This is a genomic window from Microbacterium sp. BDGP8 (assembly GCF_029991045.1).
Taxonomy (GTDB): domain Bacteria; phylum Actinomycetota; class Actinomycetes; order Actinomycetales; family Microbacteriaceae; genus Microbacterium; species Microbacterium plantarum.
In genome coordinates, this window is sequence record NZ_CP120712.1 from 1,631,171 (window position 1) to 1,644,123 (window position 12,953).

Below are 12,953 nucleotides of genomic sequence, written 5' to 3' on the forward strand. Positions count from 1 at the left end.
ACCACGAGGATGTGGAGTTCCGAATGACGCAATCCGTTCACGCGCCGGTTCGGCTCGGGGAGGGCCCGAGGCCGGGCACCGCCACGCGCGCGATCACCACGGCGCCCGCGAAGCGGCGACTGTTCCGCCGTGATCGCACCCCGCGAGCCAAGCAGACCTGGCGTCGTGCCCTCGTCCGCGACTGGCGGCTGTACACCTTCCTTCTCGTGCCGGTCGTCTTCCTGCTCGTGTTCCGGTACATCCCGATGCTCGGAAACGTCATCGCCTTCCGGCGGTTTCGCCCCGGGGGATCGATCTTCGGCGACGAGTGGGTGGGCTTCTACTACTTCGAGGCGTTCATCTCGAACCAGCAGTTCTGGACGGTGTTCTGGAACACGGTGGTGCTCGGAGGCCTCACCCTGCTGATCACGTTCCCGCTGCCGATCATCCTGGCGCTCATGCTCAACGAGCTGCGCTCGCGTCGCTTCAAGCGCATCGTGCAGACGATCTCGTATCTTCCGCACTTCATGTCGGTCGTCATCGTCGCCGGCCTGGTGCTGCAGCTGACCGCTCTGAACGGGACGGTCAACCAGGTCGTCGAGGCGATGGGGGGCGACCCCGTGCCGTTCATGCAGCGCCCCGAGTGGTTCCGCTCCATCTACGTGTCGTCCGAGGTGTGGCAGACGGTCGGCTGGGGAACGATTCTGTACCTCGCCGCGCTCACCACCATCGACGATCAGCTCTACGAGGCCGCCCGCATCGACGGGGCCAATCGCTGGCAGCAGACCTGGCACATCACACTGCCGGGGATCCGCCCGACGATGATGGTGCTCCTCATCCTGAACATCGGCTCCTTCATGGCCGTCGGGTTCGAGAAGGTCCTGCTGTTGCAGAATCCACTCATCTACTCGACGGCGGACGTCATCTCTACGTATCTCTACCGCGTCGGCATCCAGTCGGCCCAGTTCTCGTACGGAACGGCCATCGGTCTGTTCGAGGCCGTCATCGGCCTCGTGCTCGTCCTCGGCGCGAACGCCCTCTCCCGTCGATTGGTTGGTACCTCGCTGTGGTGACCGAAGCCCTTCCCCCGAAGCCAGACAGTGCCCGCGTGCGCCGGGAGACCGGCATCATCAAGGAGTCAGCGGGTTACCGCACCTTCCGTGTGGTGAACGCCGTCGCGCTCGTGCTCGTCTGCGTCGTGACGCTCTATCCGTTCATCAACCTCGTCGCCAAGGCGTTCTCGTCGGAGGGGTACATCGCCGCCGGCGAAGTGAACCTGATCCCGCGCGGCTTCAACATCGACACGTTCCGCGTTGTCATGAACGACGGCACGTTCTGGACGAACTACGGGAACACGTTCCTGTACACGATCGTCGGAACCGTCATCGCGATGGCGATCACCACGACGTACGCCTACGCGCTCAGCAAGCCGTATCTGAAGGGACGGACCTTCTTCGTCGGCATCGCGGTGTTCACGATGTTCTTCGGCGGCGGGCTCATCCCCAACTACATCCTCATCGCCAACTACCTCGGCTGGCGCAACAGCATCTGGGCCGTCGTGGTACCCGGAGCGCTGAGCGTCTTCAACCTGCTCGTCATGAAGTCCTTCTTCGAGAACTTCCCGGAGGAACTCGAAGAAGCCGCAGCGATCGACGGGCTCACGACCTACGGCATCTTCTTCCGGATCGTGCTGCCGCTGTCGAAGGCCGTGCTCGCGACGATGACGCTGTTCTACGCCGTGAGCATCTGGAACTCGTGGTTCAACGCCTTCCTGTTCCTGGACGACAAGTCACTGTTCCCGGTGACCGTCTACCTACGGAACCTCATCGCGGCGGCGACGGGGGTCCAGGAAGCGATCGGCGGCGAGTCCGCTCAGGTCGCTTCGAACATCCAGGCCGTCACGATGCTGCTCACCGTGCTCCCCATCATCTGCCTGTACCCCTTCATCCAGCGCTACTTCGTCTCGGGCGTGATGCTCGGGTCGGTGAAGGGCTGAATCCCCTACGTCGAACGACGACGTTCACACAGAGGAGAAACACCATGAGAATCACTCGCCACACCCTCGCCGGTGCCGCGGGCCTGGCTGCGGTCGCGGTCGCGCTGTCCGCCTGCTCCGGGCCCGCGACCGAGGATGCCGCCCGCGACGGCGGTGCCACGATCGGAGAGGCCCAGTCCGTCGGCGCAATGGAGGACTTCGAGGCCGGGGTCTCCTTCGCCGCGACCGAGCCGGTCCAGTTCTCGATCATGTATCGGGACCACCCCAACTATCCGGTGAAGGACGACTGGTCGTTCTTCGAGCATCTCGAGAAGGACCACAACGTCACGTTCTCCCGTACGGACATCCCGATGGCCGATTTCGATCAGAAGAAGTCTCTTCTCATCGGCAGCGGCGAGGCCACCGACATCATCTCGTCGACGTACGCGGGATCCGAGACGCAGTTCGTCTCGGGCGGTGCGATTCTGCCGGTCTCGGACTACTTCGACTACATGCCGAACTTCCAGCAGAAGATCGCTGATTGGGACCTCGAGGACGATCTCCGGAATCGTCGCCAGGAGGACGGGAAGATCTACCACCTTCCCGGCTTGCGCGAGGTGCCCGATGTCCAGTACTCGGTGGCCATCCGCGAGGATCTGTGGAAGAAGGCCGGCATCACCGAGGATCCGGCGACCTGGGACGAGTACCTCGAGCAGCTCGAGAGGGTGAAGCAGGCGAATCCCGAGCTGGACTACGCGATGTCGGATCGCTGGACGGATGCGACACCGCTCGGCTCCCTGCTCAGCATCATGGCGCCGAACTACCCCACGGCCGCGGGCTGGGGCTACGCGAACACGTGGTACGACCAGGATGCCGGCGAGTACGTGTTCACGGGAGCATCGGACGGATACAAGCAGGTCGTGTCCGATGCTGCTGCTCTCGTCGAGGCGGGCGTCCTGGACCCGGAGATCACCCAGAGCGATGACCAGGCTGTGCAGAAGTTCATCTCGGGCAAGTCGGCCGCGATCTCCGGGAACACCCAGACGATCGCGGAATACCGGCAGAAGTTCGCCGACTCGGGGCAGGGCGACGTCCCGATCCGCCTGATCTCGCTCCCGGGCGGGCCGGCGGGCGACAAGCTTCCGAGTGGCCGCTTCACCTCGGGCATCCTCATCTCGAGCGATGCGGCCGAGAAGCCGTACTTCAAGGCACTGCTGCAATTCGTCGACTGGCTGTACTACTCAGACGAGGGCCTCGAGTTCGCTCAGTGGGGTGTCGAGGGCGAGACGTTCACCCGCGAGGCCGACGGTACTCGCAAGCTGATGGACGATATCGCGTGGAGTTCGATCAACGCCGGCGCTCCACAGCTTCTCAACGCCGACTACGGCTACAGCAACGGGGTCTTCCTTCTCGCGAACGGCTCGTCCCAGGAGCTGGTGCTCTCGATGATGACCGACGAGATCGCCGAGTGGACCGCTGAGCAGCTCGAGAAGAAGGAACAGCTGCCCACCGCCCCGGCTCCGTTGCTCAACGAGATCGAGCTCGAGCAGACCTCTCTGCTGCAGACGCAGCTGACGGATGCCGTCCACGCGGCGACCGCGTCGTTCATCACGGGCCAGCGCTCCATCGAGGACGACTGGGACGCTTACGTGGCCGAGCTCGAGGGCTTGGGGTCGCGCCAGCTCATCGACACGTTCAACACGGCGCTCGAGCGCACGCAGAATCAGGGATGACCGAGAGCGGCCGGCTTTCTGACCGGGGCGGGCCGCCTCGTCTCGTCGAGTGAAGGAGCCGAGGAAATGGATGCGGAAACCACCACGATTCGTCGCGGCGACCCGGCAGATGAGGTCGGCCGCGGCCCCCTCTCACGCGGTGCCGCCTTCATCTACCGGCAGATGGTCCTGGAGGCGCAGCTGCTGCTCGCGTCGCTGCCCTCCGTCGTAGCGGTGCTGCTGCTGGACCGGGACCCGTCGAACGTCCCCCTCTTCGTCCTCGCGCTGCTGCCCGTCGCCCCCGCCCTCGTGGCGGGGGTGGCGGCGGCGATGGTTCCGCGCACCGACCTGTCGCCGGGTCGGCACTTCTTCCGTGCGTATGGCCGCGAGCTCGTGCCGACCCTCCGCTGGGCGGCCCCGGCGGCGGTGGCTCTCGCTCTGCTCGCCTTCAATCTCGTCCACCTCGACGGCGTCGACGGCGGGGCGACGCTGCGCCCGCTCTACAGCGTCCTCGGGCTGCTGATCCTCGTCTGGGCCGGGCACATGGTGGTCCTGACGGCCGGGTTCCACTGTCGCGCGCGCGATGCAGCGCGTGTCGCGGCGGCGCAGCTCGCTTCCCAGTGGCGGTTCTCGCTGGGGGTGCTGTCCCTGCTGATCGTGACGGTGTTTCTCGTGATCGTGGTGAGCGAGACCGTCGTGCTGCTCCTCCTGTGGGCGTTCGCGGGTCTGCTCGCGCTCATGGCTCGACCGCTGCTGGCGGACACCGCGCGGAGATTCACGCCGCAGGCCTGAGCGGCGCCTGGAGTGCCCCCGACAGGATTCGAACCTGTGACCAACGGATTAGAAGGCCGCTGCTCTATCCACTGAGCTACGGAGGCGGATGCTTCTACGCTATCGCGCGGAGACGCCGGTTTCGGGCCGGATGCCGCGGAACACTGGTTCCGGGGCGGTCGGGGGCGTACCCTGCGGGTGTCGGAAGGGGTTCGATGATGAACGCGCAGACAGGATCGACCGCACTGTGGGTGGCGTACGGCGCCGGGGGAGTCGCGGGAATGATCCGCCACCGCGGCGACGAGTACATCGTGACGATGGCGGGTGCGGACGCCGAACTCGGCGCGTACCCCACGATGGAGATCGCCAAGAACGCGCTGCACGCGCACATGGCGCCGGGAGCGGACTGGCCTAGGTTCCGGGAGCACTGAGGCCGCCCACCGTCGCGGCTGGTGTTGTGTGACGTCGGCGGCGTGCCCGGCCGTCGAAGACCGGCAGGCTCACGTGCACCATGGGCCCGATGAGCACGGCGAAGAGCACTGTGCCCAGGCCCACCGTGCCGCCCAGGAGCCAGCCCGTGACGAGCACCGTCGCCTCGACCCCGAGCCGCCCCGCCCAGATGGGCCAGCCCCACCGCTGATGGATTCCGGTCATCAAGCCGTCGCGGGGGCCCGGACCCAATCGCGCCCCGATGTAGATGCCCGAGGCGACACCGACGAGCGCCGTGCCCGCGATGAACATCGCCACCCGCGCGATCCAGTGATCGGGCGTGCTCACGAGCGGGAGGGTGAACTGCATCGCGGCGCCGACCACGAGGATGTTCGCGACGGTGCCGACACCGGGCTTCTGACGGAGTGGGATCCACAGGAGCAGGACCAGGAACCCGGTGATGCTGACGACCCAGCCGATCCCGATGCCGGTGTTCTTGCTGATTCCTTCGGCCAGGACGGTCCAGGGGTCGAGACCGATTCCCGCGTCGACCATCACCGCGCACCCCGCTCCGAACAGGATGAGGCCGACGATGAGCTGCGAGAAGCGGAGTATCACTCGTCTATTGCACTGCAGGATTGGCCGTAGCAAAAGATGCCAATTACCGTATGGTGGCCGTATGCACTCCCGGATCTCCGCCAGGTCGCTGGAAGCGTCGCTCGGAGGATGGCGTACCCGCGAGCCGGCCTATGAAGCGCTCGCGGACGGCATCCGACTGCTGTGTCTGGACAACCGCATCGCGGCGCGCACCCTACTCCCTGCCGAGCGCGCCCTGGCGCATACGCTGGGGCTGAGCCGCACGACGGTGGCGAGCGCCTATGCGAGCCTGCGCGCGAGCGGGCACATCGAGAGCGTGCGGGGCTCGGGCAGCGTCACCACTGCTCAGCCGTTGCGCGGGGGTGGGACGGTGTTCGCCGAACCGGGGGCGATCGACCTGCAGCAGGCGAGCCCGAGCGCCTGGCCGGGCTTGGCCGGCGTGATGGCGGAGATGGCGTCGGATGCGGCCCGACTCGTCTCGCGGACCGGATACGACACCCTCGGGTCGACCGGCCTGCGCGACGCCATCGCCGAACGCTACACCGCGCGTGGCATTCCCACGTCGCGCGATCAGATCCTCGTGACCGCGGGCGCGCAGAGCGCCATCCACCTCATCGCCGAGGTGCTCGTGGCGCGGGGCGATCGCGTGCTCGTCGAGACGCCGACCTATCCGCATGCGGCGGAGGCTCTCCGGGCCGCGGGAGCGCGGCTCGTAGCCGTACCCGTGACGACTGCGCACGGCTGGGACCTCGACCGCCTGGACGAAGCCCCGCGACGGACGCGACCGACGCTCGCCTACCTGATGCCCACGCTGCAGAACCCGACCGGTCGCTCCATGACGGCGACGGAGCAGAATGCACTGCGCGAGGTGGCTCAGCGGGGGTGCACGCTCGTCGTCGACGAGACGACGGCCGAACTGTCGTTCGACGCACCGGCACCCGCAGCCCTTCCGGACGACGACGTCGTGCGGATCGGTTCGCTCGGCAAGACGGTGTGGGGCGGCCTGCGCGTCGGATGGGTTCGCGCCCAGCCGGAGGTCATCCGGCGGCTGCATGCGGCGCGGCCGGCGCGCGACCTCGGCACGCCCGAGTTCGAGCAGGAGGTGGCGGCGAGGCTGATTCCGCGGATGCCGGAGATCCTGCCGCAACGCGCCGAGTTGCTCGCCACGGGATACCGCGCGGTCCGAGCCGCGCTGCGCGACAGGCTGCCGGATTGGGACGTCCCCGAGGTCTGCGGTGGCGTGGCGCTCTGGGTCGGTCTTCCGGCGCCGCTCAGCGGACCGCTCGTTCTGGGTGCCCGTGCCGAGCACGTGTATCTCAGCGGCGGACAGCGCTTCGCGGTCGACGGCGGGCACGAGAACCGTCTGCGGATTCCGTTCACCGCGTCGCCTGCAGAACTGGAGCGCGCCGTCGAAGTGCTGGCCTCGATGTGGCCGCGCCTGGCGAGCGGAGCTCGGACGGCCGGCCCCACGCCTCTCGACGCCCTGGTCTGAGCTGTGCGAGCCGGGCAGAGCGGGCGAAGGTCAGCGAGAGAGTCGGAGGGTGTCGGACGCCTCATTGATGCGCCAGAACTCGCCGATCGCCCGGAAGGAACGTGACGGCGGGTGGAACCGGAGCGCGCGGAAGCGGTCTCCGGTGGGCGTCTGGACGCGCGCGACGAGGCCCCTGACGTGTCCATCGCCCTCGACGACTCGCCAGCGGTCGGTCCCGATAGCGATGAGCTCGCCGCCCGGCCGCTGTTCCCGGGCCTGTGGGGTGTGGGCCTGCACCAACGTCATGATCTCCTCCTCGCGAACGAGGCTAGAACGGGCCTCGGACATCCGCGGGAACACGCGGACGGCGCCCGTGGTTGGCTAGGGTGAGACCTCGCGCAAGCGGGAGAACGGAGCTTTCCATGACCACCACCTTCATCCTCGCCGGCGGCTGCTTCTGGTGCCTCGATGCCGCTTATCGTGCGCTCGACGGTGTGTCCGAGGTCGTGTCGGGCTACATCGGCGGGCACGTTCCGCACCCGAGCTACGAGGCGGTGTGCACCGGCACGACCGGTCATGCCGAGGCGGTGTCGGTGACGTTCGACCCCGATGTCATCCCGGCCGACGTCATCCTCGATGCGTTCTTCACGATGCACGACCCGCGTCAGCTCAATCGCCAGGGTGCCGATGTCGGCACTCAGTACCGCTCGGCCATGTTCCCGCTCGACGAAGACCAGCGCGAGCTCTTCGCGGCGGCCCGCGACCGCGCCGACGAGATGTGGGGTGGCGGGGTCGTGACGACGATGGAACCCGCCGACACGTTCTACCCGGCCGAGGACTACCACCAGGACTTCTTCGCGAAGAACCCGGGGCAGGGATACTGCCTCGCGGTGGCCGTTCCCAAGGTGAACAAGGTGCGCGCGCGCTTCGCGGAGTACGCCCGCAGCTGACTCCTCCCCAGCGCGATTCGAGGGCGGTTCTGCACCGATGTGCGGAACCGCCCTCGGTGTTCCGGCGCCGGGGCCGAGGCTGGAAGCGCTCCGGCACCCGACGGGCACTCGGGTGTCGGAGCGTCCCACCTTCCGTGCCCTGCTGAGGAGCAGACATGTCAGATCGCATCACCGTCATCGGCAACATCGCCACCGAGCCCGAGCAGCGACGGACGGGTACCGGCATCCCGGTCACGAGCTTCCGTCTCGCGAGCAGCCAGCGCTACCGGGACGCCCAGTCCGGCGAGTGGATCGACGGCACCACCAACTGGTACCGGATCAGCGTGTTCCGTGGGCTCGGAGAGAATGCGTTCGCGTCCCTGCGGAAGGGGCAGCGGGTCATCGTCGACGGGCGGCTGCGGCTGAAGGAGTGGGAAGCCGGCGAGAAGCGCGGCATCGAGATCGAGATCGACGCCGACGCGATCGGTCCCGACCTCAAGTGGGGGACCGCGTCGTTCCAACGGACCCCCCGCACGGATGCGGCCGGTCCCGCACGTCCCGGCGGGGCGGCCGATGGCACCGAGGCCGCCGGCGAGAACGCGGCCCACCCCGTGACCACCGACGGCCAGTGGGCCGTCGCTCCGGTGCCCGAGAGGGACCCCGTCGAGCCGACGCCGTTCTGACGCCGCGAGTCGGGGACCGGGGCCGCCTAGAATTCAGACATGCGCTCGCCTCGTCCCCGGTTCACTCGCTCGCTCGTGGGAACGGCCGGCGCTCTCGTCCTCGCCGCATCCCTCGCCGGGTGCTCGATGCTCTTCCCCGAGGAGCCCCCGGCGACATCCACAGCGCCCACGCCGGCACCGACCACCACGGAAGGTCCGGCGCCCCTGTCGCCCGAGAGCACCGCGACTGACAACCTGCCGCTGTTCTCCGAGGTGATGAACCAGGTGGCGGCGTCGCCCGACAGCGTCGCGGGGCGGGCGTACATCGATGCGCTCGTGGCAGCCGGTTTCGACAAGTCGACGATGCAGGTGACGGCCGACCGCACCTCCGTCGACGACCCGGTCGACAGCTTGCAGTTCTCGGTCCTGTGGGCGGGGGAGTGCCTGGTCGGACAGGTGGGTCCATCGACTCCCGCCCCCACGGCGACGGTGTTGCCCGAACTGCCGAGCGGTGGCTGCCTGATCGGCCAGACGCGCCCCATCGACTGGTGAATCGCGGGGTCCGGGCGGGCGAACGCGGCGCCCTCCCGGACTAGACTCGAGACGTTATGGCCGAATACATCTACTCCATGGTCCGCGCCCGCAAGGCCGTCGGCGAGAAGCTCATCCTCGACGACGTCACGATGGCATTCCTTCCCGGTGCCAAGATCGGAATGGTCGGCCCCAACGGTGCCGGTAAGTCGACGATCCTGAAGATCATGGCGGGGCTCGATCAGCCGTCCAACGGTGAGGCGAGGCTCGCGCCGGGCTTCTCGGTGGGCATCCTGATGCAGGAACCGGAGCTCGACGACACGAAGACCGTGCTCGAGAACATCGAGGCCGGGGTCGCGATCAAGCCGAAGCTCGACCGCTTCAATGAGATCTCCGCGCTCATGGCCGACCCCGACGCCGACTTCGACTCGCTCCTGGCCGAGATGGGCACGCTGCAGGAAGAGATCGACGCGGCCGACGGGTGGGACCTCGACTCTCAGCTCCACCAGGCGATGGAAGCACTTCGCACGCCGCCGGCCGACGCCTCGGTGGCGCCGCTGTCGGGTGGGGAGCGCCGCCGCGTGGCCCTCGCGCGTCTGCTCCTGCAGAAGCCCGACCTGCTCCTCCTCGACGAGCCCACGAACCACCTGGACGCCGAGAGCGTGCTCTGGCTCGAGCAGCACCTTCAGGCTTACAAGGGTGCTGTCATCGCCATCACCCACGATCGATACTTCCTCGACAACGTCGCCGAGTGGATCGCTGAGGTCGACCGCGGTCGCCTCATCGGCTATGAGGGCAACTATTCGACGTACCTCCAGAAGAAGGCCGAGCGCCTCGACATCCAGGGCAAGAAGGACGCGAAGCTCGCGAAGCGTCTGAAGGACGAGCTCGAGTGGGTGCGGAGCTCTGCCAAGGGGCGTCAGACCAAGTCGAAGGCCCGTCTGGCCCGCTACGAGGAGATGGCGGCAGAGGCCGAGCGCACGCGCAAGCTTGACTTCGAAGAGATCCAGATCCCCGCGGGCCCGCGTCTGGGCAGCGTCGTCATCGACGCGAAGAAGCTTCACAAGGCGTTCGGCGATCGCGTGCTGATCGACGGCCTGAGCTTCAACCTCCCGCCCAACGGCATCGTCGGTGTCATCGGCCCCAACGGCGTCGGAAAGACCACGCTGTTCAAGACCATCGTGGGTCTCGAGCCGCTCGACGGCGGAGAGCTGAAGATCGGCGAGACCGTCAAGATCAGCTACGTCGACCAGTCACGCGGCAACATCGATCCGGAGAAGACCCTCTGGGAGGTCGTCTCCGACGGACTGGACATCATCACGGTGGGCAAGACCGAGATCCCCTCGCGGGCCTACGTGTCGAAGTTCGGATTCAAGGGACCCGACCAGCAGAAGAAGGCGGGCGTGCTCTCCGGTGGTGAGCGGAACCGTCTGAACCTCGCCCTCACCCTGAAGGAGGGCGGCAACCTCCTCCTCCTCGACGAGCCGACCAACGACCTCGACGTCGAGACCCTCAGTTCGCTCGAGAACGCGCTGCTGGAGTTCCCCGGCTGCGCGGTCGTCATCACCCACGACCGGTGGTTCCTCGACCGCATCGCGACGCACATCCTCGCGTACGAGGGCACCGAGGAGAACCCGTCGCAGTGGTACTGGTTCGAGGGCAACTTCGAGGCGTACGAGGCGAACAAGATCGAGCGGTTGGGCGCGGATGCCGCGAACCCCGCCAAGTCGACCTACCGCAAGCTGACGCGTGACTGAGCACACGCCGCACACGGTGGCCTCGGTGGTGACAACTGCCGGGGCCACCCGTGTCCGTATCCCCGTCCATCTCCGCTGGGGCGACCTCGACGCTCTGGGGCACGTCAACAACACCTCGATGCTCAAGCTGCTGGAAGAAGCGCGCCTGCGCGCCTTCTGGAAGCCCGAGGCAGGGATGTCGGGCCCGACCACGGCCATCCTCGACGCGCTGAGCCTGTCGGCGGAGACGATGACGCTGATCGCGCGGCAGGAGATCGAGTACCTCGCTCCGGTGCCGTACGGCCAGCGCCCGCTCGACGTCCAGCTCTGGATCGGCCGTATCGGCGGTTCGAGCATCGACGTCTGCTACGAGGTCTACAGTCCCCATGAGGACGACCCGCAGACCTGTTACGCCCGCTCGACTGCCGTCGTGGTGATGGTGTCGACCGAGACCGGTCGGCCCGTCCGCCTGACGGATGAGATGCACCGCGCATGGGCGCCCATCCTCGGGGAGCCGATCACCTACGCTCATCGGCGTTAGGGTCACCAGCATCCGTGGTCGCGGGAACGCGGACCATGATCTCCTGGGCGACGCTGGCGACGAGTGTGCCCGCCCGATCGTAGATCCGCCCGGTCGACAGCCCGCGCCCGCCGCGTGCGCTGGGCGATTCCTGCACGTAAAGCAGCCAGTCATCGACCCGCGCGAAGCGGTGCCACCACATGGCGTGGTCGAGGCTCGCCACCTTGAGGCCGGGCGTCGCCCACGCCAGCCCATGCGCTCGCAGCACAGGCTCCTGGATCGTGAGGTCGCTGAGGAACGCGAGGGCTGCCCGGTGCACCGCGGGGTCGTCGGGCAGGGCTGAGCGGGTGCGAGCCCACACCGCCTGCCGAGGCGTCGCGTCGTCGTCGGGCTGCAGGTAGATCGGCGCCGTGACGTGGCGCAGCTCGATGGGGCTGGCGGAGAAGATCCGCCGGCTGAGCGGGTGCATACCGCTCAGCTGTTCCTCCAGAGCGGGGAGGTCTTCGGGCTGCGGCAGACCGTCGGGCATGGGCTCCGCGTGCTCGACGCCGGGATCCTCATCCTCGAACGAAGCGATCATCGAGAAGATCGGCATCCCGTTCTGGAAAGCCTGGGTTCGCCGTGTCGAGAACGACCGCCCGTCGTGGATGCGATCGACGGAGAAAGTGATGTTCCTCGACGAGTCGCCGGGGCGCAGGAAGTAGCCGTGCATCGAGTGCGGCACGCGTTCGCGCGGCACCGTCCGCATCGCCGCCATCGTCGCCTGTGCGAGCACCTGGCCGCCGAAGACCCGACCCTGGGGCATCACCTGCGACCTGCCGGTGAAGATGTCCTCCATGGTCCGCGCCTCGCTGGAGGAGAGATCGAGCACGCTGAGCATCGCGGCGACGGGATCCGTCTCTTCCGTGAGGCTGTCGGGCATGGGCTCTGAGCTGTGTGCGGGCATCGGTCGGTAGTCTAGGACGGATGTCCGAGCGCCTCCTGTTCCCGCAGCCCGAGGTGGCCCGTGACGTCCTGACATTCGCGGGCCGTGCAGCCCGCCACGGCGACGGCATCCTTCGGCTCCGCGCTCGTGCCGGCGTCCTAGCGCTCTCGTGCGCGCCCCTGGCACCGCGTTCACTGACCGACGCGACTCCGTTCGTGCTTGCGCTCCGGACGGCTCGCGTCGATCCCGAGCTCGAATGCGACCTGACGATCGACGCGGCTGCGCTCGCACCCGATGGCGATGACGACCGTGCCGTGCGACTTCCCGACAGCGGGGTCGCTGCTTCCTGGGCCGGCGTGTCGCCTCCGCGCTCGGGATGGCGCGAGGCCGGCAGCCTCGACTCCGCTCAGGTGTCGCTCCGGGCGCAGTGGGGGATCGCGGCGGTCGCTCGTCAACTCCCCGCCGGCGCCGGCGATGACGTCGTCCATCTCGTCCGCTCGTCGATCTGGGGAGCACCCGACGAGGATCTGGGCGGCCTTCCTCTGGGAGTCGCGTTCGCCGCGGTCGGCCTGGGGTTCATCGCGGGCGCCGAGCACCCGACCATCCGCCGTACCGACGTCTGGACGCGGGTGTCGTTCGCACGGGGCCACGTCCTGACACGGGGGCCGGTCGCGATGGGTCTCACTCCCGTTCGCGCCACGGGAACGCCGCGCTGA

The 12,953-nt window shown here is 67.8% G+C and carries 15 protein-coding genes and 1 tRNA gene; 12 read left to right on the forward strand and 4 right to left on the reverse strand.

Annotation, left to right across the window (positions count from 1 at the left end; all coding sequences use genetic code 11):
• Nucleotides 1-23 precede the first annotated feature (23 nt).
• From P6897_RS07920 to P6897_RS07935, 4 genes are all read left to right on the forward strand, one after another.
• Complete coding sequence (locus P6897_RS07920) at nucleotides 24-1,052, forward strand: ABC transporter permease subunit (RefSeq protein ID WP_114589445.1); 1,029 nt, start codon at nucleotides 24-26, stop codon at nucleotides 1,050-1,052.
• Nucleotides 1,053-1,087: 35 nt separating this feature from the next.
• A complete protein-coding gene (locus tag P6897_RS07925; protein ID WP_269266274.1) occupies nucleotides 1,088-1,975 on the forward strand; it encodes a carbohydrate ABC transporter permease in 888 nt (295 codons plus the stop codon).
• 44 nt (nucleotides 1,976-2,019) lie between these two features.
• Nucleotides 2,020-3,687: an extracellular solute-binding protein gene (locus tag P6897_RS07930; protein ID WP_282502528.1), complete on the forward strand. Its 1,668-nt coding sequence runs from the start codon at nucleotides 2,020-2,022 to the stop codon at nucleotides 3,685-3,687.
• A 66-nt stretch (nucleotides 3,688-3,753) separates the two neighbouring features.
• On the forward strand, nucleotides 3,754-4,458 hold the full coding sequence (locus P6897_RS07935) for a hypothetical protein (RefSeq protein WP_282502529.1): 705 nt from the start codon (nucleotides 3,754-3,756) through the stop codon (nucleotides 4,456-4,458).
• 13 nt (nucleotides 4,459-4,471) lie between these two features.
• On the opposite strand, the gene P6897_RS07940 is transcribed toward P6897_RS07935, so the two are convergent.
• A tRNA-Arg gene (locus P6897_RS07940) sits at nucleotides 4,472-4,544 on the reverse strand.
• A gap of 108 nt (nucleotides 4,545-4,652) precedes the next feature.
• Between P6897_RS07940 and P6897_RS07945 the strand changes: the two genes are divergently transcribed.
• Complete coding sequence (locus P6897_RS07945; protein WP_282502530.1) at nucleotides 4,653-4,868, forward strand: methyltransferase; 216 nt, start codon at nucleotides 4,653-4,655, stop codon at nucleotides 4,866-4,868.
• On the opposite strand, the gene P6897_RS07950 is transcribed toward P6897_RS07945, so the two are convergent.
• Complete coding sequence (locus P6897_RS07950) at nucleotides 4,849-5,484, reverse strand: hypothetical protein (RefSeq protein ID WP_282502531.1); 636 nt, start codon at nucleotides 5,482-5,484, stop codon at nucleotides 4,849-4,851. The genes P6897_RS07945 and P6897_RS07950 overlap by 20 nt on opposite strands.
• A gap of 61 nt (nucleotides 5,485-5,545) precedes the next feature.
• Between P6897_RS07950 and P6897_RS07955 the strand changes: the two genes are divergently transcribed.
• On the forward strand, nucleotides 5,546-6,955 hold the full coding sequence (locus tag P6897_RS07955) for a PLP-dependent aminotransferase family protein (protein ID WP_282502532.1): 1,410 nt from the start codon (nucleotides 5,546-5,548) through the stop codon (nucleotides 6,953-6,955).
• 30 nt (nucleotides 6,956-6,985) lie between these two features.
• Here the strand turns inward: P6897_RS07955 and P6897_RS07960 are convergent, their stop codons facing one another.
• On the reverse strand, nucleotides 6,986-7,240 hold the full coding sequence (locus tag P6897_RS07960) for a hypothetical protein (protein ID WP_282502533.1): 255 nt from the start codon (nucleotides 7,238-7,240) through the stop codon (nucleotides 6,986-6,988).
• 116 nt (nucleotides 7,241-7,356) lie between these two features.
• On the opposite strand from P6897_RS07960, the gene msrA reads away from it, so the two are divergent.
• From msrA to P6897_RS07985, 5 genes are all read left to right on the forward strand, one after another.
• Complete coding sequence (gene msrA, locus P6897_RS07965; RefSeq protein ID WP_112614640.1) at nucleotides 7,357-7,884, forward strand: peptide-methionine (S)-S-oxide reductase MsrA; 528 nt, start codon at nucleotides 7,357-7,359, stop codon at nucleotides 7,882-7,884.
• Nucleotides 7,885-8,039: 155 nt separating this feature from the next.
• Nucleotides 8,040-8,546 carry a single-stranded DNA-binding protein gene (gene ssb / locus P6897_RS07970; protein WP_282502534.1) on the forward strand — a complete coding sequence of 169 codons (507 nt, stop codon included), beginning with the start codon at nucleotides 8,040-8,042 and terminating at the stop codon, nucleotides 8,544-8,546.
• 39 nt (nucleotides 8,547-8,585) lie between these two features.
• Complete coding sequence (locus P6897_RS07975; protein WP_282502535.1) at nucleotides 8,586-9,077, forward strand: hypothetical protein; 492 nt, start codon at nucleotides 8,586-8,588, stop codon at nucleotides 9,075-9,077.
• Nucleotides 9,078-9,133: 56 nt separating this feature from the next.
• Nucleotides 9,134-10,813, forward strand: a complete 1,680-nt coding sequence (ettA, locus tag P6897_RS07980) for an energy-dependent translational throttle protein EttA (protein WP_114589449.1) — start codon at nucleotides 9,134-9,136, stop codon at nucleotides 10,811-10,813.
• Nucleotides 10,806-11,333: a thioesterase family protein gene (locus P6897_RS07985; protein ID WP_282502536.1), complete on the forward strand. Its 528-nt coding sequence runs from the start codon at nucleotides 10,806-10,808 to the stop codon at nucleotides 11,331-11,333. Before ettA ends, P6897_RS07985 begins: the two co-directional genes overlap by 8 nt.
• Here the strand turns inward: P6897_RS07985 and P6897_RS07990 are convergent.
• On the reverse strand, nucleotides 11,311-12,234 hold the full coding sequence (locus P6897_RS07990; RefSeq protein WP_282502572.1) for an acyl-CoA thioesterase II: 924 nt from the start codon (nucleotides 12,232-12,234) through the stop codon (nucleotides 11,311-11,313). The two genes, P6897_RS07985 and P6897_RS07990, sit on opposite strands and share 23 nt — an antisense overlap.
• 44 nt (nucleotides 12,235-12,278) lie before the next feature.
• Between P6897_RS07990 and P6897_RS07995 the strand changes: the two genes are divergently transcribed.
• On the forward strand, nucleotides 12,279-12,953 hold the full coding sequence (locus P6897_RS07995; RefSeq protein ID WP_274177844.1) for a hypothetical protein: 675 nt from the start codon (nucleotides 12,279-12,281) through the stop codon (nucleotides 12,951-12,953).